Consider the following 21,950-nt stretch of genomic DNA (forward strand, 5'->3'; position numbering starts at 1 on the left):
TTGTACCTTGCTCAACCACGAATACTCCTCTAATAACCAGGATTTTGACTTAGTTTGGGGTTAGAATCTCTCTCCGTTTGCGGAATGGGGTACAAATAGTGATACTCCTCAACCTTGATGCTCGGGTTTTGGATTTTCAGGGCTTCAATCAGTTTTTTCCGTCTGGACAAATCAAACCACCGATGTCCCTCAAAGGCCAATTCTAAGCGTCTTTCCAACAGCAAACTATCTCTAAATTGTGCCTGCGTCAGGTTGGGCGTCAAGTTCGGAATCCCCGCACGACTACGAATCCGATTGACGTTAGCGTAGGCTTCGGTAGAAGCAGCTGCTTGTTCGTTGAGGGCTTCGGCATACATCAAAACAACATCGGCATACCGAAGTACGGGAAAGTTATTGCTTCCTTCTCCATTGGCGGTAGCGGTGGGGTCTAAATATTTATATACATAACACGGAAACGCGACACTCGCTGGAGCCGCAGGAGTCCCTGTGGCCGTGTAAAGTCGCAAATTGATGTTTCGGCGCTTATCGTCGGCGCGGTAAGCACGGTAAAGGTTTTCGGTTACGGGGTCATCTCCAAAACCAGAGACGCCATTAACTCGGTCAAAATTAGGCCGCATGTAGCCCTGCATAAAGCTTCCTTCTCCAACCCCACCGCCGAGGGCTTGTACTTCAAAAATGGCTTCTTTTCCGTTTTTGTTCGCAATGGCAAACACGTCGGCGTAGTTAGCCCAAAGGTCATACACCCCCATATCCATTACCTCTTTGGCCTTTGCCGATGCCTTGGGCCATTCTTGGCGGGTCAAATAGACTTTGGCCAAAAACGCCTTTGCGGCTCCCTTCGTGGCGCGGCCACGGTCGCCCGCTCCGTAAGTAGCTGGCAAAACCGCCTCTGCTTCCGTAAAATCCTGAATAACTTGCTGATACACCTCATCGGCCGACGCCCGTGCTACGGCCAAATCGTTGAGCGAAGTGGTCTCTTTAGTCACCAACGGAACGCCCCCAAACAAGCGCACCAAGTTGAAATAATAAAAACCACGCATAAACTTAGCTTCGGCAATTAATCGGTTTTTCAAGTCAGTATCCATCGTCACATTAGGTACGCGACTGATGACGGTATTGGCCCGATTGATGGCACGGTAAGTAGCCGTCCAGAGCGATTGAAAAGTGCTCGTGGCAGGCGTAAAGGTGTATTTATCCAAATCGTTTTTGGCTTGGTTGGCCGTTGAGCGTCCTCCGCCCCATTCGGAGTCGTCGGTGGCTTGGTCTTGCAAAATCCACACGATTTGATTGTACATTTCGGCCGTATTCATCAGGTCATAGACCGAACTTACTGCGGCTTTGGCGTCATCGGCATTTCGGTAAAAATTTTCAGGGGTAAAATTCGACTCAGGCGTTTGCTCTAAGACGTTGCAAGACGCAACACAAAGTGTCAGACAAAGACCTGTAAGTATATATTTTGCGTTCATTGTATTCATGAGTTTAATGAATTAAAAACCGACATTAATGCCCAATAACAAGGTTTTTGCGGCAGGGTAGCTGCTGTAATCAAACCCTTGACTACGACTATCTTGCCCGAAGCGGTTTACCTCAGGGTCATAGCCCGAATATTTCGTCCAAGTCAGGTAGTTTTGTGCAGTCACATACACCCGAAACGACTGAATATTGAGCGCTTTTATCACCGATGTGGGCAGGTTATAGGCCAATTGGGCGTTTTTCAACCGTAAGTACGAACCATCTTCGATTTGGCGCGACGAAATACGGTTGGCAGGCCGCGTGGTTGAAGCCCTTGGAATATCTGTATTGGTATTTGTTGGCGTCCAACGGTTCAACATATCTCGGTTTTGGTTGTTGACCCCGCTCAAATACTCCAACTCAAACCGATTGGCGTTCAGGATTTTATTCCCATAAACACCTTGCAAAAACAGGGTTAGCTCAAAGCCTTTGTACGAAAAGGAGTTGCTGATACCTCCCAAAAACTTGGGCTGGGCGCGACCGATGATGGTACGGTCGTTGTCATCAATCTTCTTATCGCCGTTCAAATCAGCGTATTTGCGATCGCCTGGTTTCCGCGCCTGCGGGTCGCTCAGTGCCGTCAGCTCATCGGTTGTTTGATAGAGGCCATTGGTCACGTAGCCATAAAACGACCCCAACGGTTCGCCCACCCGAATAACACCAGAGTTGACGTTTTGGGCAATGTTGGCTACTTGGCCCGCAAAAATTTGGGGAGCGCCGCCAATGTCCAAAACAGTGTTGCGATTGGTGGCAAAATTGAAGTCGGTATTCCATTTAAACGCTTTATCAATATTGCGCGACGAAAGGCTAAATTCTATCCCTTTGTTCTCTACTTTTCCCAAATTTTGAATAGCGCTCGAATACCCCGACGTACTCGGAACGGTTACGTTAAGCAATAAATCTTTGGTACGTTTGAGGTACAAATCGGCCACAAAGGTGATTCGGTTATTGAAGAAACCAACATCAATACCCAAATCCGCTTGGGTCGTCGTTTCCCACGACAAATCGGGGTTGGCAATTTGGGAAGGCCCAATTCCCGTCGAAACGGCATTGCCAAAAATATAATTTTGCGTTCCTAACAACGAATATGCTGGATAATTGCCAATACCATCTTGGTTTCCTGTAGAACCGTAGGTAGCCCGCAATTTCAAGTCACTAATTACTCGGGCATTTTTCAAGAAATCCTCTTCTGACACACGCCACGCCAACGCCGCCGAAGGGAAATATCCGTAGCGATTATTGGCTCCAAAGCGCGAAGAACCGTCGGCCCGAAAAGACGCCGTAAAGAGGTATTTGTCGCGGTAACCGTAATTGATTCTGGCCAAGTACGACTGCAAGCCCCACGTACCAATGCCCGACGAAGGTACCAATGGCACCGAACCTGCCCCCAAATTGCCCGAATTTAAGTTATCATTTACAAAGTTTCGCGAAGCCGCCGTATTGTTTTCGGTACGGTTGGCCTGTTGGGTATAGCCTATAAGGGCGCTGATGTTATGGACGCCAAAAGATTTGGTGTAGCTCAACAAATTTTCATTCAACCACGTCATGGATTGTCCATTGAAAATAGACGCCGCACCACCTTGCGCCAAACCACTCCCTACGCTACGCGGCAGGTACGAATCTCGCTTTTGAATGATGGCATCTGCCCCCAATAACACTTTAAAATTCAACCCTTCCATGATTTGGTATTCTCCAAACACATTTCCAAAAACACGCATCGCGGTGGTAGTATTTTGGCTTTCTTTGGCCAAAGCAGCGGGGTTATCGGCCGTAAAAGATAACGCTGGACTGGTGATAAGGTAAGTACCATCAGGGTTATAAACGGGCAGGATGGGCGGGAATTGCAAGGCTGCTATCGTCACCAATCCCGCGCTTCCCAAATCCCCATCGGTACGCGATTGGTTGGTCACGGTACGGTTAACGGTAAGGCTGTTTCCTACTTTGAGGCGGTTGGTGAGCTTTCTGTCTAAGTTGAGTCGGAGCGAATAACGGTCAAAATCGGAGTTTGTCACAATCCCATTTTGTTTAAAATAACCTCCCGAAAGCGCGTATTGCGTTCGTTCATCGCCACCACTCATCGAAAGTTGGTAGTTAGAAATGGGCGCCGAGCGAAAAATCTCATTTTGCCAGTCTGTACCTTCGCCAAAAGCGTTCACTTGGTCTGGGGTATAAACGGCGGCGCGTCCTTCGTTGGTATTGGCATCATTGACAAACTGGGCGTATTCACGGCCGTTCAATACGCCATATTTCTTACGGACTTCTTGCACACCATAATAGCTTTCAAGGTTGATGGTGGATTTGCCTGCTTTGCCTCGTTTGGTGGTAATAATCACTACGCCATTGGCCCCGCGCGAACCATAAATGGCCGTAGAAGAAGCATCTTTCAAGACCGACATGGACTCGATGTCGCTGGGATTGAGCGTACTCAACACGTTGAAACTCGACCCACTGCCCGCACCATCGTTTTTGAACGGAATCCCATCAATAACGTACAAGGGTTCATTGTCTCCCTGAATTGAGTTTCCTCCGCGAATTCGGATGGTGGTAGAGCCCCCTGGCGCACCTGAGTTTTGGGTGATTTGCACCCCCGCCGCGCGCCCTTGCAAGGCTTGGTCGAGCGACGTAACCGCCACTTTCTTGATTTCCTCAACGGCCACCGTCGCTACCGAACCCGTCAAATCACTTTTTTTGACTTGTCCATAACCAACTACCACTACTTCGTTCAGCGCCTTGATGTCGGCTTTCAAAGCGATGTTCAGCTGAGTTTGGTTACCAATGGCCATTTCTTGCGGCTCGTAGCCAACAAAGCTAAACACTAACACGGCGCCATTGTCAGGAATTGGGAGTGAATACTCCCCATTGGCATTGGTGGTTGTGCCTTTTGTTGTTCCTTTTATCAAAACACTTACCCCTGGCAGCCCATCGCCTTTTTCGGCATCAGTGACTTTGCCTTTAAGTACTTGCTCAACCGCCGCCCTTGTCTCGAACGGCGTCAATACTTCCGTTGTGGTGGCAGTTCGTTCTACTTCTTGCCCAGGCAACATGCCCTCGGGGAACCGCTCCAAAACGCCACTGGACGATTTGGAAGATTTTTTACGCTCGCCAATAATCAAATAAGAATTGCTGTTTACTTTTTTGTACTTCAACCCCAACGGTCGCAGCAGGTTGTCTAGGCTTTTTTCAAGCTTCAATTGTTGATTCACGGGCGCTGCTTGAACGACCAAGCCTTCGACCGCATCGCGCTCAAACATAATCTCTACTTGGTACGTTTTCATCAGCTCACTGAGCACCTCTTTGAGCGGGCGCGGCGCAGCCGTGCGAGCGCTATCGTTGTTTTTTTTGATAACCGTTTGGGCTTTGGCAAACGTCTGCGTTCGTCCCAACTGATTTCCCAGTAAAATCACTGTGAGGAGAAGCCCAATTTTGGAGGAATTTGATAATCGTTTTTTCATATTCTCGATAAGTTAAATTCGCTTAGTTAATTAAACAGTTACACCACTATAGACTGTCCAAGTTTCAAGCTCATCTCTTTGATAATCAATAGATTTTTAAACTTGGAAAGTCGGCTATTTCACTTATTTATCAGACAGTTGAACTCTATTCCCTTGCCTAACTACGCTAATATCCAGCAGCTCCGAAATGGACTGTAAGAGTTGGTCAACGTTCTCTGCCCGAAACGACCCCATAATGACCCGCTCGGACAAATCTTTGTCTTTGATCTCGACCTCCAACCCGTAGTTTTCTTGCAGCAGATAGGCGACGTCCTGCAAGCTCGTTTCTTCAAACACAAATCGTTTTTGCTCCCATGCGGCGTAGTTTTGGGGATGCGACACGGCCTTTTTATCCATGTTATTCTCGCGGTCGAGCGTGACCAAATCGCCAGGTGTAAGCACAATTTGTTTTTGGGTACGGCCTTGTTGGTAGCGCACCTGTACTTTCCCTTTGCTCAATACCACTTTAGAAATCCGCTGGCGGGCATATACCGAAAATTCCGTCCCCAAAACCACCACCTCAAATTGCTTGTTGGTTTTTACCACAAACTTCTGATGGTCAGGCGTATGCGTAACTGAAAAACTCGCTTCCCCTTTCAAGAACACTTCCCGATTTTTTGTCCCAAAACCAAAACGCGGGAGCCGTAGCAACGAATTGGCATTGAGCGTCACTTTACTTCCATCTGGCAACAGCAACGACTTGGTTTCGCCAAAGGCAGTTTGGTAGGTTTGGTATAATAAACTGCCACGGAACAGCCAGCCCACGCCGCCCAACACCAACACAACAGACGCCGCGGCTAACCAACGAAACCAGTAGCGACGGTTTGAGGAAACCACGGGTTCCGACGCGGCCAATTCGGCTTGGAGGTGGGTATGGGGGTTGGCTTCCAAAAATGCCTCGTAATTTTCTAAGGCCAATTCGCTCTGAGGTAAGTATTGCGGGTGCGTCTGCTCCCACTCTTCGAGCCACGCGAAATACTGCTCTTCGTTGGCTTCGATTTGTAACCATTCGTCAATCATCTTTCGTTGTAATGGCGAAGATTTATGGGCAAAATGGCTAAATATCAACTCTTTGCTTATGTCTTGTTTCATTTGTTTCAGATAGTGTGTTACTATTTAGATAAGAAATAGGCCAACTCCCCTTAGTCACAGGTGGTTTTTGAGCCCATTTCGCATGATACTCAGCGCCTTCCCTAAATGAGCTTCGACTGTTTTGAGGGAGAGGGCCATTTCATCCGCTATTTCTTGGTATTTTTTTCCCTCAAAACGGCTCATTAAAAACACCTTTTGGCATTGTGGAGGTAAGGTATTGACGAGTTCTTCCACTTTTTTGACAACTTCTTCGTATTGCGTGGCGTGGTCGGGTTGTTGGCCACGGGGCGATTCGCGGTATTCTGCCAACTCGATGGTTTCGGTTTCTTTAAACTCCCAACGTAAGTAGTTAAGTGCCTCATTTCGCACACTTCTAAACAAATAAAGACGATACGAACTCGTGACGGTTTCGTAGGCTTTGGTTTTCCAAAACCGACAAAACACATCACTTACTAGGTCTTCGGCAATGTCTTTGGAATACACAAATCGCACAGCATGGCTGCACAGGATTTTGTGATAACGGCGAAACAACAACGCACAACCCTGAGAAGGGTTCTCGACAAAAGCTTGTCGGATAAACAGTTCGTTGTCATTCCATTCCCGTTTTTCGCTGGCCAATTCCTCGTTGGTAGCCTCTTCGTTCAGTAATGAATGCACATTCGGTTTCGGTGCTTCATCACCCGCACTATCCAGTAAGGTCGATTGCATTTTATGGGTTTTGGATAAAAATTTCTTAGACACTTTATATAATAGAGACAAGTTTTCTAAAAACTCCCCTTAGTTCCCTATCAGAAATTTTGAAATTAATGTGCTAATCGTAGTGTTACTCCTTCGTCAACTATCGACTTTACTATTTATCTTTGAACTCATTTGGAGATACTAATAATGATGAAACTCCCTTTTTTAACCCTTTGGGTTTGCCTTCTTACGTTTTGGGCACAGGCTCAGGAAGATACGCTTGTTGTCAAAAACATTGTATATGCCGAAGCCGACGGCAAAAAGCTCCAACTGGACATTTATAAACTCAAGCAGCATACTTCTCCCTACTTAATTGTTTGGATTCACGGCGGCGCTTGGCATTCGGGCAGCAAAGAAAACCCGCCTTTAGGGATGTTGGAACATGGTTATGCGCTGGCAAGTGTTGATTTTCGGGCGAGTACCGAAAAGGCTTTCCCTGCGCCCGTGCATGACATCAAAGCCGCAATTCGCTTTTTGAGGGCCAACGCCGCTACTTATGGCTACCGAGCCGATAAAATCATCATTTGGGGAGCTTCTTCGGGTGGACATTTGGCGGCGTTGGTTGCTACGACCAACAACCATCCAACGCTCGAAGGAACGCTTGGGAAATACACCTCTACTTCTTCATCGGTACAAGCGTGCATTGATTTTTTTGGCCCAACCAATTTCTTGACCATTCTGAACCAATCAACACCGCACGGCCTGAACGTACGTTTGCCTGCCTTGGCCATTTTATTGGGCAAACCCGTTGAGCAAGTGCCCGACCTAGCCAAACTCGCCAGCCCTGTTTATCAGGTAACTGCCAATGCGCCGCCCCTTTTTATTGTGCACGGCGAGCAAGATATTCAGGTACCTATCAACCAATCCATCGAATTGATGAGTGTTTACAAAAGTAAGAACCTACCCGTTCAGATTGAATTTATTCCCAACGCAGGCCACTCCAGCCCTGAGTATGCCAAGAAAGAATTGATGAATAAGATGGCGGGATTTTTTAAGGGGGTGTTGTAATCGGTCTGACTATCGTCTGACCGAGACAAAAGTCCTAACAGCGTTTTTTTTGAACCCAAAGAAACTTCTACTATTTTTGGTAGTTACTCAACCTCCCCTTTTTATACTATGTCTAAACTTGCTCTCCGCCTCATTGCCGAAAACAAACGCACCAAAGCTCCTTTTTTAGATTTAGGAAATTGTGGATTAAAAAATCAATTACCCGAAGAATTGTTGGACTGTGTTTGGTTGGAAAAATTAAATTTAGGAGATTTTTATTTTGATAAAGAGATTAAAAAATGGGTTACAACTTCTAATCGAGGCAAAAAAAATAGCTTTAAAGGAAATGAATTGGTTGTCTTACAAAAACTCACGGCATTACAATCGTTAGACCTGAGCAACAATCAAATCTCCGATTATAGTTTTCTTGAAAAACTCACGGTATTACAATCGTTAGACCTGAGCAACAATCAAATCTCCGATATTCGTTTTCTTGAAAAATTCACGGCATTACAATCGTTAGACCTGAGCATCAATCAAATCTCCGATATTCGTTTTCTTGAAAAACTCACGGTATTACAATCGTTAGACCTGAGCAACAATCAAATCTCCGATATTCGTTTTCTTGAAAAACTCACGGCATTACAATTGTTAAACCTGAGCAGCAATCAAATCTCCGATATTCGTTTTCTTGAAAAACTCACGGCATTACAATCATTATACCTGAGCAACAATCGAATCTCCGATATTCGTTTTCTTGAAAAACTCACGGCATTACAATCGTTATACCTGAGCAACAATCAAATCTCCGATTATAGTTTTCTTGAAAAACTCACCGCATTACAATCGTTAGACCTGAGCAACAATCAAATCTCCGATTATAGTTTTCTTGAAAAACTCACCGCATTACAATCGTTAGACCTGAACTTCAATCAAATCAACGATATTCGTTTTCTTAAAAAACTCACAGCATTACAATCGTTAAACCTGAGCTTCAATCAAATCTCCGATATTCGTTTTCTTGAAAAACTCACAGCATTACAATTGTTAAACCTGAACTTCAATCAAACCAACGACCTTAAATCATTATTGCCATTGCTAAACAATGGCTTGGAAATAGATTTAGAAAACGAATATTCTTGGGAGTTAGAAGGCAAAATTGGCTTAAAAGATAATCCAATTGTCAACCCTCCGCTTGAAATAGTAAAGCAGGGGCGAGAGGCCGTTATTGAATATTTTGTAGGAAAAAGGAAACCTTTAAATGAGTGCAAATTAATTTTTGTAGGTGATGGCGGAGTAGGTAAAACAAGCCTAATGCGAAGAGTAGTTTTTAATACATTCGACAAAAATGAAGTTACTACACATGGTATCAATAAAATTGCGTGGGAAGAAATTGAGAATGAAAAAGGGGAAACAATCCGAGTAAATCTTTGGGATTTTGGCGGGCAACATATTCAACACTCTCTGCATCAATTTTTCTTTACTGAGCGTGTTATCTACGTATTAGTGCTCAATCCACGTAATGACCAAAAAGCCAATTATTGGCTCGACCAAATTGAAAAATTAGGCCGTGATTCAGAAATTTTGATTGCTTACAATTGCAAACAGGAAGAAGATAAAAAGGCGGATTTCCTGAGTAATTTTTATGAATTACGAAAAAAATACCCAAAAGTTCCTGAGCCATTTTTACTGTCCTGTCAAACAGGAGAAGGTATAGAATCGTTCAAAAAAGCCCTTACAGCACATATTTTAAGAAATGAAGGCTTAAATGCTGAGTATTTGGTTAAATGGTTTAACATAAAGCAAAGATTAGAGGAAGAAGTCTCGGTAGGCAGAAACTATATCACTTACGAAACGTATCAAAAATGGTGTAACGAAGAAGAATACGATGACCTTGATAGACAAAAAAACTTGTTGAAAATATTAGACTCAATAGGCTCTATTGTATTTTTTGACAAACCTATTTTAGAGGATTTGCAAGTCTTGAATCCCGAATGGCTTACAACAGGAGCTTATTCTATTTTAGTTTCTGAACAAAACAGAGTCAACAAAGGCCATTTATCTTGGTATGATTTGAAAGAGATTTTCAAAGACGAAAAAGAAATTTTTTCTGATAAAACCATTCGAATTAAATACACCGAGAATCAGTTTCAATTTATTATTGAACTAATGCTTCAATACGATTTATGTCAACGAGACCCTTTCCAACAAAACAGTTTTCTGGTACCCTCTGCTTTTGGTGAAAAACCAAATAGAGACTATAGCTTTGCCAAACAGGAAGCTCGATCTTACCGTTTGCAATTTGATTCCCCTTTTGAGATGCTTATCATTCATAGGTTTATTGCCAAAAATCTCTTAAAAATAAAAGGGAAAGATTATTGGCAATCAGGAATTTACATCAAACATCCAGATAGTGAAACTTATGCTTTGATAGAAACCAATCTCTACTCAAAACAAATTGATTGTTGGATAAAGGGAGTTAACATCAGAGGTTTTTGGGAAGTGATACGGGCTGATTTTAGGGAAATTTTGAGTATTTACCATAATTTTGATTTCAAAGAGCAAGTATTGTATCAAAAAGACGGCAACGAAACTTTTCTGCCTTACGATGAAATGTTGAACAGCTTGCGGAACGGTGTTAGAATTATTCCCTATCATCCAAGTTACCAGCTTTCCAACATTGATGTTTTAGAAGTTTTAGATTTATTTGAGGATAAAAACCAAACGCAACGAAAAATGGGACACGATGGAATAAATATAAAAATTGAGAATAAACCTCATTTTGAACAAAAAAATGTAAACAAGGCTACTGTAAGCATCAAAGTAGATGTGGGCGGTTTAAAAGAATTTTCAGAAATCAAAGAGTTATTACTTGATTTAGAAGAGTATAATATTGAAAATGAGAACTGGAAAAAAGCCTTAATAAAAGCACTTGATGAATTTAATAAGCTGGAAGACGCCGAAGAAAAATCGCAACAAAAAACATCAATTTCAATTATTGACAGAACATTCAAAAAACTAAAAGACCTAAAAGATGTTGTCGCGATTGGCTTCCTAAGCGTTGACATTGAAAAGAAACTTCCCACTTTATTGGAACAATGGGAAACTTTTAAAGGATTTTTTATCTAAGTACAGTAGAAGCCTTTAGGTTTGATACTATTCACCCTGCACCTTTTGAGGCTAATCAACAATATGATTATTTTTTGATTTCAAACGCTCTTTAAGATGAAAACAACAGATGAGTCGCCAAGACAAGGCTACAATATTGTAGAAGAAAAGCTACGAATTGCCAATGCGGATGCTAAAACAATAGATATGAAACAACTTCAAGAAACCATCGAAAAAGCACGGGCTAACGCCTCCAAATAAAAAAGCAGAGGTACCATAATGCGCCTCTGCTTCATCAAATTTCAACGCTGTCAGGTTTTGTTATAGTAGTTAACGAACCCTGACAGCGTTTTTATTACTTCTCCAACGGATGCTCGCTCAGGAGCTTTGTTGAAGTATAAATATCGCTTTTGCTGGCCGTGGCTGCCCGTACTTCTTTTACTTTTTCGGGCGTAATGGCCGAGGCTTTGTTGCCAAAGGAGTTTCGGACGTAGGTCAAAACAGCCGCGACTTCTTTGTCGTTTAGCAACCCTGCAAACGGCGTCATTGGCACTTGGCCAGCGTATTGTTTGCCATTTACTTCAATCGGCCCCATGAGTCCTTTGAGAGCGATTTTGATAAGACGTTCTTCGTTGCCCTGTACCCACTTCGTCCCTGCCAACGGTGGGAAGCCCGAAGCTGTCAGTCCGTTTCCGTCGGCTTGGTGGCAGGTAGCGCAATAGCCTTCTTTGCCATAAATGGTTTTACCCAGCTTAAACAATTCCAATTCTGCTCCTTTCAAGGTCGATACTACTTCTGCTTCTTTTTTCTTCACCACCACATTCTCTCCCTTCAAGTGAGCCACTGCCGTTTCGTGGGCATACACCATCCAATCGTCCAATGGTTTTTTGGCGGCTTCGGCCAAAATTGGCAAGCCCTTTTCTTTGCCAATCCACGAGGCCGCCACAATCGCCATCAAGCGAACGCGCGTATTTTCGTCTTTGGCCGCTTGCATGAGCAAAGCCGCTTGGTCGGGCACTTGGTGGCCTGTGTAGCGAACTACTTGAACCGCCGCCGAACGCACGTGGTAATCTTTGGCTTTGAGCAACTGACGCAATAGTTTTTGATCTACTTTATCCAATCCCCAGCTTACCCAAAGTGCCTCCAACAAATGATGCTCGTAGCGCGGGTCGCTTTTATCGAGGCTCGCCGCCCATTTGGTGATTTTTGGCAATACTTCAGCGGCATTACGGCCCCGAAGTTCGCGGCGAGTGCGGTAGCGGGTACGGTATTCGGGTAGTTTTAGGTTGTCTAACAATGTTTCTACCGAAGCCCCGTCAATTTTGGCAGGAGTAACCAACGGACGCGATGGGTACGTTACGCGATAGATACGGCCGTGAACGTGGTCACGGAGCGGGTCGCGGGCGTTGTGCTGCATGTGACCGATGAGGATATTGTGCCAGTCGATGACGTACAACGAGCCATCGGGCGCTACTTCCATATCCACAGGGCGGAAGTTGCGGTCGGAGCTTACAATCAGGTCTTGGCGGTGTTTTGTTTTAAAACCTGTGCCGTCGTCCCACACTTGGTGTTGTTTTGTTCCTAAAAAACCAATGGTATTGTTAATCAACATATCCCCTTGAACTTCGTCGGGGAAGTGGCGGCTCCACAAGAACTCTAAGCCTGACGTTGGGCGTACCATGTGGTCTTTTTCAATCAACTGCACCGATTTGTGGGTGGCTTGGCCATAGCGAGGCAATACCGAACCTGGCAACATCCAACGCACGTCAGGGCTGGACGTTTCGGCAAAGAAAGGCTGTCCCCAATCGTCGAAGGCAATGCCCCACGGGTTAGGAATTGAGAGTTGAGCCGTGCGTTCCAATTTGTGCAACTGAGGTGCGTATCGATAAAAACCACCGTTGGTCGCGCGTACTGTTCCGTACGATGTTTCGACGTTGGTGTGCAAAAACACACCCTCTCCCGTATAAATAGCCCCCGATGGATCGACACAAAACGCGCTGCTGTTGTGGTGCGTATCGTGGTCGTCGAAGCCACTCATCAAAATTTCTACTTTGTCGGCGCGGTCATCGCCGTTGGTATCCGTAAATAACTTTAGATTCGTTCCTTGCGATACATACACGCCTTCTTTGGCGATTTCAAAACCCAACGGCAAGTGCAGTCCTTCCACAAATATCGTTTGTTTATCGGCCTTACCGTCGTTGTTGGTATCTTCCAAGATGATGATTTTATCGCTAGGTTTGGCGTCTCCTGGTTTATAGTGCGGATAGCTTGGCATGGTGGCTACCCACAAACGTCCTTTGTTATCGAACGACATCTGCACGGGGTTGGCCAAGTCGGTAAATTCTTTTTCAGAGGCAAACAACTCAATTTTATATCCATCAGGTACTTTCAATTTACTCACTGCCTCGTCTCCGTAGAGGTAGGTCAGACTACCATTTTTGTCGGGATTAAAGTTGGTTTTAACGGGAGGCAACGTCCGCGTTTTAGCGTCGGCTGCCGCAATGTCCATCTTTGCACCTTTGGACGCTGCCAACCACACAGCTGTATCACGAATGGCCGTCATCTGACGAATTTTTTCAATTTCGGCAGGATAATTATCAGGGCCAAACGGATTGTAGCGGCGGCCATAGACGTGTACTCCGTTAGGAATTTTGAAATCGTTGTGCCACATCCAGTTTTTCTCTGCTACGGCCGCATGAACGAGCGTACGGTTGCTTTCGGCTTTGGCAGGCGTTTTTCCTGCTAATTTATCGGCCAAAAACACTCCGAACTTTTTATATCCATCTTCCGTCAATTGCGAACCGTCGATGGTCAATGGTTCTTTCGACTCGGCATACCATTGTTTGGAAGGAGTAAAAGCGTCAATAAACAAAAGGTTGTTGCGCGTTGCTACCTCTTTAATGGCATTGGTATATAATTGCAAATTGGCGTTTTCTTTCACGCCATTGGGTAAATCGTGCAAATTTGATAAGTCCTCAAACGCAATCGGCGAGACCAACACCAACTGAGGCGCTGCACTTCCGTTGTAGGTTTGGCTGAGGGTATGTTTGATAAACGCATCCAGCTCGGCTTTGAAATTGGCAACACCTGCCGCTCCTTGAAACGACTCGCTGTAGCCAAACATTCCGATGACGACATCGGTTTTGAGGCGCGTCAACCACTGGTCTGGCGCGTCAAAAAAGCCTTCACTGGCCGATTTATTGGCGTATTCGGTTTGAAATTTCTCTGCTCCAGGAAACGCCCAAGGGTTGTTTCGGCTCGCATGAGGTCGAAAACCTGGGGTATCGCCGCCGTCGCACATGTTACGAATGTACAGTTGACTGTCGGGATAACGGAGCTGCATTTCTGTTTCGAAATAATCGTAGTTCAGCATTCGAGAACCAAGATTCCCCCCGATTAACGAAATGTGCGTTCCTTTTTCAATTTTCAGTGGGGTGGCTAACTCTGGCTGAAAAGCACTGAAGGCAATGAACGCCGCACTCGCAGCGATCAGCAATCCTTGGACGCTTCTTCTCATGGATTTAGGAATTTATGTAATAGGGTTTACTTTTCTATTTTACAATACCACGGTAAGGTACCTGAATGGCTATTTTTCCCTTCCATTTTTTTGGAACAGGCTTATCCAATAGCCATAGTATTGAATTGATGGTCAGGCGCTGAACCCCTTCTTCTTGAAAATCTTCGGGGTGCCCTAATGTGGTAAAAAACACCTTTGCACCTTCCTTATTTTTCCACGTCCACGCTACGGGGTTGTCAATGGCCGCTTTGTCGGGATTCACTGATTTTCCCAGCAAAAGCGAAACAGAACCTTGAGGAGGATAATCGGGTTTGACGCGATACAACCACGAAGACACATGAAACGAGGCAGGTACTCCTCTCAAAATCGGGTGCTTGGCCGCTTCAGGAATGATGGTTACGTCGGTGGTACTTTTGTGGCCGTAGTGCGTGTGCCCCGCTCTGCCCCAACCTGGAGGCGTACCAAAAGCGCGTTCACCAAAGGCATTCCACACTTCGGAAGGGTCACCTTTGGGGAAATTAAAGGCGTGGGTAGAGGTACGGAAACCCATCACAGGTTTTCCCGACTTTAAGTATTCATCAATAAAAGCCAGTTGGTCGGCGGGAAGCTGCCGCCAACGCAAAAAGAACACGGCCAAATCAGCTTCGCGGAGCGCTTCTAACCCTGGAATGTTTTTTTCGGCGTTTTGGTCAGGATAGGACGAGAGGATTTTGGTACGAACGCCGTAGTTTTTTTCCAACTCGGCGGCTATCAATGGCAAAGTTTGCTCGCCGCTGTATTCGTGGTCGCCGCACACAAAAACCACCAACGGTTTTTTTTGTGCCAATACGCCCTGCGACGGAAGCACCCAAGCAATAAAAAGTGAGAGAAAAGAAATAAGGCCAAAACTCCAAAGGGTACGGAGTTTCGAATGACGGTGGGTCGGTTGGTTCATCGGCATGTACTGATTAAGCTTCTGTGTTGGTTAAAAAAGGAAACGATGTGTTTGTATAAAAAGTAGCCAAATTGGAGTTTATACCGTAGGCTTCTGATTAAAAGATGCCTACGGTATGAATCAAGCTTTCTATCTATTTATGCACCCTTTTAATACGTGTTAACCGTTATTCGTTAACTGCAATACACATAGTTCACTATGTTTTCTATGTGTCTATTCTACTGTGCGCTATGTGTTTAAAGCAAATGACACCTAATAACCAGGATTTTGCTTCAATTTGCTATTGTTACGGATTTCAGCCGTTGGAATAGGGAACAGCAACTCACGGTCTTTGAGCGTAGGGCCGTAAGAAAACTTGTGACCCACGTAGTTTTCAAACTTCTTGGTTGTGACGTTGAAAGCTTTACGCAAACGCACCATGTCGTACCACGTTTTGTTTTCAAAGCTCAACTCGTACCAACGTTCCCGCCAAATGGCTTCTCTCAACTCTTCTTTGCTCAAGCCCTTCAATTCGGGTAATTCGGCGCGCTTACGAACGGCATTGACCGCCTCATACGCCGCCGCCGTTGGGCCATTTGCTTCGTTTGACGCCTCCGCCAATGTCAACAATACCTCAGCATAGCGCAATACCGTCCAGTTCAAGTCGCTGCTAGTGGTCGAAAGTTGGGCGGTGTTGTCAAAATGTTTGTACAAATAATAGCCTCCCAAATTACGCGTTTTGGTACGGTCGCTGCGCAACGAAAACGACGAATAGTAAAATTGCTTTTCAGCGACCCGCTTGTCTCCTTGTTCGTACGATTCCACAAACTCTTTGTTGGCAAAAATCGCACCCGTTTCGTCGGTATAAGCCGAAATACCTTGGTTGTACGGAATAATCGACGTTTGCCAGTTGGAAGGCAATACAAAGGCGGCAAATTGCACCATAAAGATGTTTTCGCCCGTATTTTTCTTGGCAGGATTGTGCAAGTCGTCGTACGATGGAAACAGGCTAAAGCTCTTCATCTGAACTACTTCTTGGGCTTTGTCAGCCGCTTTTTTGTAGTACTCAGCGCCTTTTTGCAAAGGATAGCCCGCCATCGTCAGATATACCGAAGATAGCAGTGACTTCACTGCACCCAACGAAGCGCGCCCCGTCACATCCGCATTGGGCAAGCCCGAAGCCTCAGCTTCTACCAAATCAGCTTCAATCAATTTATAAATTTCTTCGACAGATGCTTGTGGTGCGTACAAATCGGGTGATTTGAGGTCGATGGGGTCTTTAATCAACGGGATGCTGCCAAAAATGCGCACCAATTCGTAGTAGTACAATGCCCGTAAAAAACGTGCTTCGCCCAAATACCGCTTTTTGGCAGCCTCGTTCATCGTAATGCCAGGGATTTTGGCAATGGCCAAGTTGGCATTGGCAATGCCACGGTAGTGGTTGGTCCAGTACGTCGCCCCGTAGCCATTGTCGGAGTTGTTGACCAAGTTACGCACAAAAATACTGTTTTGGGCTTGCCCCAATTCAGTATTGGCCAAGCCCGTCGCAAATTCGAGCATCATCCAAGGGGCTCCTCCAAAACCTCCTCCCAGTACGTTGCGGAGGTTTTCGTAGATGGAGTTGACCACGCTTTCGGCGTGTTCGGGTTTGGTGAAATAGTTTTCGAGGGTGAAGTTTGAGCGGTCGGGTTCTTCCAAAAACTCCGAGCAACTTCCTGCCGATACCAATAGCGCTCCGCTAATTAACCATCGGCTGATATATTTTACTGTCGCGTTCATGCTTGATTTCTTTTTAATGAAGGTGATACAACAATTACAAACCGATATTTAACCCTACCATAAACACCCGTGGTTTTGGATAAGCGTACAAATCCACGCCTTGGTCAAAGGCCGAACCTGAGGTAGAAACTTCTGGATCATAACCTTCGAACTTGGTTCTGAGGAAGAAATTCTGTACCGATGCAAACGCGCGCAAACGGTTCAAATGAATTTTCTCAATCATTTTGGTCGGGAAGCGGTACGACAACAACAGGTTACGTCCACGAATGAATGACCCATCTTGCACGCGGTCGGTGTCGTTGTTGGTGTTATATCCTGCCGAAACAGGGCGAGTTTGGGCGATGTTGGTATTCTGTCTTTCAGGTGTCCAAGCGTTCAATACCGTTTTGAAACTGTTGGCAATTCCCGTGCGGTCTTCGGCAGAGTGCTTGCTTCGGAACAGCACGTCGTTGCCGTACATAAACTGCAAATCCACCATCAACTCTAGGTTTTTGTGCGAAAACGTGTTGGTCAATGTCCCAAACCCATCAGGAATCCCTTTCCCAATAATCACCCGGTCGTTGTCGTTGATAACACCGTCCTGATTCACATCTTGGTACTTGATGTCCCCTGGTTTTTTCAAGTAACGTGCGGCTTCTGACTCCTCGGCCAAGCTCCACGTGCCTTGGTGAACAAACCCAAAGAACGAACCCACAGGCTGTCCTTCGCGAATGATGGTCGAGCCGTTGAAGATGTCGGCGCCGCCCGTCAAGGCGATTACCTTATTTCGGTTGATAGAGATATTAAAGGCAGTGCTCCAGTTGAAATTAGGGGTTGCTACGTTCACGGAATTAATTCCCAATTCAATCCCACGGTTTTCCATGCTACCAATATTCTGGCTCACAGTTGTATAGCCGCTACTTGATGGCACAGGCGCGCTCAACAACATGTCGGAAGTCAGCTTGCGATAGACGTCAAATTCGAGGTTCAGGCGGTTGTTAAACAAACCTATTTCGATACCTGCATCCACTTGGGCCGTTTTTTCCCAACGCAAATCAGGGTTGGCCAAACGGTTGACCCCAATACCAATCTGACGCGTATTGTTAAAAATCACCGAGTAGTTGCCCAATCCCGCCAAGGCTTGATAGGCCGTAATTTCGGAGTTACCCGTCAATCCGTAGCTCGTGCGTAATTTCAGGTTAGAAATAACGGGGATGCCTTTCATAAAATCTTCGTCAATAACCCGCCACGCCAACGCCGCCGACGGGAATATTGCGTACCGATTGGACGAACCAAATTTAGACGAGCCATCAATCCGTCCCGTGAAGGTCAACAGGTATTTTTCTTTCAAACTGTAGTTGATACGACCGAAGTAAGAGTTTAAGCCATAAGCACTTGTACTTGAAGTCGGCGCTACCGCAACAGCCCCTGCCCCTAAGTTATTGAACTGAAAATAATCATCTTGGAAACGTTGGGCTCTGGCTTGCGACGAGAAACGATCAACGTGCTGCCACGCCAAACCCAACAAGGCGTTCACGGAGTGAATCGACTTAAATTTGGTATTGTAGGTCAAGTAGTTTTCAAACTGCCAAGAATTGTGACGTTCGTTGGTAATGTAGGCATCTCCTCCTTGGTTGCGCGAGATGTAGTTCAACGTCCGCCCACCGTAGTAATCGTTGCGCTGGTTGATGATGTTGGTTCCAAGCGTTGTGCGTAGTTCCAAACCTTTGGCCAACGTAATGTTGGTATAAATATTCCCCAACATGGTTTGGGTTTTGAGGTAATACAAACGCTCCGTCGCTACGTGGACGGGGTTACCGCCACCTTCCATGCCTGGGTAGTCTTCGTTTCCGCCCCAACGGCCGTCGGGATAGCGTACGGGGATGATTGGCAACGCCTCCAACACCTGACGCATGGCGATAATTCCGCCCCCGCCAAGTGGATCGACTTGGCTCTCGTTTTGGTCGTTATAACTCAACGCACCGCCCACTTTCAACCATTTTTTGATTTGGCTATCCACCACAAAATGCCCCGAAAAGCGCTTCAACCACGAGCCCGTCATCAATCCGTCTTCGTTGCGGTAGCCCAAATACACCCCAAAGTTATCTTTTGAGTTTCCACCCGTAAACGACAATTGGTGGTTTTGGGTCAATGCTTTCCGAAACGACTCGTCTTGCCAGTCGGTGTTGTACAATGGCTTGCCGTTTGAATCAAAAAGCAATGGGTTGGTGCGTTTGGTTTTAGGATCAACGTACTTGCCGCCTGCCCAGCCTACGGGATCGTATTTCTTGGCATTTTCGTAGGCCACGTCTTCTATGCGTAAAAACTCTTCTGAGTTCAACAACGGAATTTTGCGGGGCAATACGCCCACGCTGAAATCGGTATCATAGTTGACCCGCCCACCGTCTTTACTTCCGCGTTTGGTCGATACCAAAATTACCCCGTTGGCACCCCGCGCTCCGTAAATTGCGGTGGCTGAGGCATCTTTCAATACCTCAATCGACGCAATATCATTGGCGTTGATGTAGTCCATGGGAGTGCTACCATTGGCAAGGTCAGTGGCGTTCAAAATCACGCCGTCAATCACATAAAGCGGGTTGTTGGCCACACTCACCGAGGTATTTCCACGAATACGGATATTGGCACGACCTCCAGGGCGACCTGAATTGACCGATACGTTTACCCCCGTAATGCGCCCCGAAAGGGCTTGGTTCAACGACGCCGAGGGGCGTTCTTGCAAGGCTTCGCCTTTGACCGTTCCAACCGAACCCGTCAAGTCTGACTTACGCTGCACCCCGTAACCTACCACAATCACCTCTTCCAACGACTTCGCATCGACTTTGAGCGCGATGGTTAGTTGGACTTGGTTTCCTACCATTATTTCTTGGGTAACATAACCCAAGTAGCTAAATACCAACGTGGCATTATCGTTTGGGACTTCCAAGTCAAAACGACCGTCGGAATTGGTCGTCGTGCCACGGGTCGTACCTTTCACGACCACACTAACGCCTGGCAATCCCGTACCAGATTCGTCGTTGACGACACCGCCAACTTTTCGCGCCAAGGGCGCTACCGCCTCGCGGGGTAACGCTCCCGATGACGCAGGAACAGGAGCCGCTTCTTTTTCGGGCGTTAGAATAATTTGCTGCCCGATAATTTCATAACGTAGCCTAAGCGAGCGGGTGAGTTTCCCCAATACCTCCGAAAGAGGCTCATTGGAGGCAATCAGCGTGATTTTACGGTCGGCAGGAAGCGCCGTCGGACGGTAAGCAAAGCGGATTTTAATCTGCTTTTCAATGACCGTCAACGCTTGTCTTACTCCTTGATTTTCAACGTGTACAGACACTTTTTGCTTGAGAATTTCTTGGGCATTGACTTCATTGGCCAACGACACACCCGTAAAAATCACCGCCAGCAGGCATTGTATCAGTGATAATTTCATAAGGTGGTAAAAGAGGGGTTTGAAACGTACCTTTGTTTTCATTAGATTTGAATGTTTTTGTTAAGAATTAGGCAAAAACACCTCCCTCACGTCTTTTACGAGACGCTTGCCGATCGACCAAAATCACAAGGGGAGGCTAACGGCACCAGCGGTGTTGCAACCACTGCTGGTGTTTCTTTTACATCAGGACGAACAACAGAACTGTTTCATAGTCGTAAATTGGGGTTAAGGGGTTAAGTAGAAAGGTTTAATAATATATCACTTTAACAAGTCGGGCATCAACACCCTTTGCCATAAATAATCACCTGACCATCAATCAATTTATAGTCTGCATCAAGTACTTTACAAATAACTTCCAGCTTTTCAAAAAGGTTTTCGTCGGTAAGGTTAATGGTAAGTAAGCAGTTTTTCAATACTTCTTCATCATAAACCACCTCAATACCATAGGCTTTTTCTAGCGCTGCAAACACCAGAGGCGCGGGTGCTGCGTCAAAAACAAAGCGGGCCATTTCGGCGGGCGGCAATAGCAGTATAGGCGTTTCTACGAGTAGCTTTCGGATGGTTGCCTCACTGCGTACAAATACCGCTTTCTGGTTGGGGGTGAGCACAATGCCTTTACTTTCGGGATCTTGGCGAGGGTCGCGGCGGTCGGCATATACCGATACCCTCCCCGACTTTACCGCGACGGTCACGTTGGGGTCTTTTTGATAGGCCGCAATGTGAAAACTTGTCCCTAGTACCCTTGTTACCAAGCCATTGGCAAAGACCAAAAAAGGACGCTTTGGATTTTTTTCTACGTCAAAAAAAGCACCTCCTTCTAAATGCACTTCACGCGTATCGTTCTGAAAACGACGCGGGTACTTCAAGCGGCTGTTGGTTTCTAATTCTACCCGACTGCCATCTGAGAGTTGAATGAGCATCATTTTATCCGATGAATTAACGGCCTCCATCCATTCTGGTAGTGCTTTGGTGGCTACTTCTGTTTTTTCGGCGGGGGCAATTTCGCCCCTTTGCCAAGCATAGCCCAAAGCCAGCACGACTACTGCCGCTGCCGCCCAACCTCCAACGCGCCAAAACCACGAATGTGTCCGCACGCTCGGCGTTGATTCTAACGTATCTATGCTATGCTCTATTCGCTCCCAAATCACGGCGGCGGTTACGCTTTCTGCGTTTGAATCGTGTAATTCTTGAAGCCCCAAAATAAGTCGGCGCGCTTCTTCGAGTTGATAATAACGTTCGGGACAATCTCGTAAAAATTGTTGCCAAAAAGCATCACTCTCGGGCGTAGGCGCACAAACCCAAGCCCGAAAATACTCATCGGCGGCAAGTTCTTCGGCTGTAAATTGGTAATAGTCCATAGGTTAAAGATGTTCGATTTTAAAAAATAGGGTG

Annotated in this window: 12 protein-coding genes; 3 read left to right on the top strand and 9 right to left on the bottom strand. The window is 45.9% G+C overall.

From position 1 onward, the window contains the following. Positions 1–29: 29 nt before the first annotated feature. The 4 genes from FHS57_RS16405 to FHS57_RS16420 all read right to left on the bottom strand — a co-directional run bounded on the left by FHS57_RS16405 (position 30) and on the right by FHS57_RS16420 (position 6,803). Positions 30–1,466, bottom strand: a complete 1,437-nt coding sequence (locus FHS57_RS16405) for a RagB/SusD family nutrient uptake outer membrane protein (RefSeq protein ID WP_183975487.1) — start codon at positions 1,464–1,466, stop codon at positions 30–32. A gap of 21 nt (positions 1,467–1,487) precedes the next feature. After that, positions 1,488–4,964, bottom strand: coding sequence for a SusC/RagA family TonB-linked outer membrane protein (locus FHS57_RS16410; protein ID WP_183975489.1), 3,477 nt, complete (start codon positions 4,962–4,964; stop codon positions 1,488–1,490). Positions 4,965–5,087: 123 nt separating this feature from the next. Beyond that, positions 5,088–6,095, bottom strand: a complete 1,008-nt coding sequence (locus FHS57_RS16415; protein ID WP_183975491.1) for a FecR family protein — start codon at positions 6,093–6,095, stop codon at positions 5,088–5,090. A gap of 54 nt (positions 6,096–6,149) precedes the next feature. Beyond that, complete coding sequence (locus FHS57_RS16420; RefSeq protein WP_183975493.1) at positions 6,150–6,803, bottom strand: RNA polymerase sigma-70 factor; 654 nt, start codon at positions 6,801–6,803, stop codon at positions 6,150–6,152. Between the two features lie 177 nt (positions 6,804–6,980). On the opposite strand from FHS57_RS16420, the gene FHS57_RS16425 reads away from it, so the two are divergent. From FHS57_RS16425 to FHS57_RS16435, 3 genes are all read left to right on the top strand, one after another. After that, the gene (locus FHS57_RS16425; protein WP_183975495.1) at positions 6,981–7,841 is read left to right on the top strand and encodes an alpha/beta hydrolase; all 861 of its coding nucleotides are present in this window, start codon (positions 6,981–6,983) and stop codon (positions 7,839–7,841) included. A gap of 108 nt (positions 7,842–7,949) precedes the next feature. Beyond that, positions 7,950–10,949, top strand: coding sequence for a leucine-rich repeat domain-containing protein (locus FHS57_RS16430; RefSeq protein WP_183975497.1), 3,000 nt, complete (start codon positions 7,950–7,952; stop codon positions 10,947–10,949). A gap of 96 nt (positions 10,950–11,045) precedes the next feature. Continuing rightward, positions 11,046–11,189, top strand: a complete 144-nt coding sequence (locus tag FHS57_RS16435; protein ID WP_183975499.1) for a hypothetical protein — start codon at positions 11,046–11,048, stop codon at positions 11,187–11,189. Between the two features lie 94 nt (positions 11,190–11,283). Here FHS57_RS16435 and FHS57_RS16440 read toward each other — a convergent pair whose 3' ends face one another. From FHS57_RS16440 to FHS57_RS16460, 5 genes are all read right to left on the bottom strand, one after another. Next, positions 11,284–14,445, bottom strand: a complete 3,162-nt coding sequence (locus tag FHS57_RS16440) for a PVC-type heme-binding CxxCH protein (RefSeq protein WP_183975501.1) — start codon at positions 14,443–14,445, stop codon at positions 11,284–11,286. Between the two features lie 34 nt (positions 14,446–14,479). Continuing rightward, a complete protein-coding gene (locus FHS57_RS16445; RefSeq protein ID WP_183975503.1) occupies positions 14,480–15,379 on the bottom strand; it encodes a ThuA domain-containing protein in 900 nt (299 codons plus the stop codon). 252 nt (positions 15,380–15,631) lie between these two features. Continuing rightward, a complete protein-coding gene (locus FHS57_RS16450; RefSeq protein ID WP_183975505.1) occupies positions 15,632–17,137 on the bottom strand; it encodes a RagB/SusD family nutrient uptake outer membrane protein in 1,506 nt (501 codons plus the stop codon). Positions 17,138–17,171: 34 nt separating this feature from the next. Further along, entirely contained in the window at positions 17,172–20,600 is a 3,429-nt protein-coding gene (locus FHS57_RS16455; RefSeq protein ID WP_183975507.1) for a TonB-dependent receptor, read from the bottom strand. Between the two features lie 236 nt (positions 20,601–20,836). Next, positions 20,837–21,916, bottom strand: a complete 1,080-nt coding sequence (locus tag FHS57_RS16460) for a FecR family protein (RefSeq protein ID WP_183975509.1) — start codon at positions 21,914–21,916, stop codon at positions 20,837–20,839. Positions 21,917–21,950: the final 34 nt, after the last annotated feature.

Source organism: Runella defluvii, assembly GCF_014195535.1.
Classification (GTDB): Bacteria; Bacteroidota; Bacteroidia; order Cytophagales; family Spirosomataceae; genus Runella; species Runella defluvii.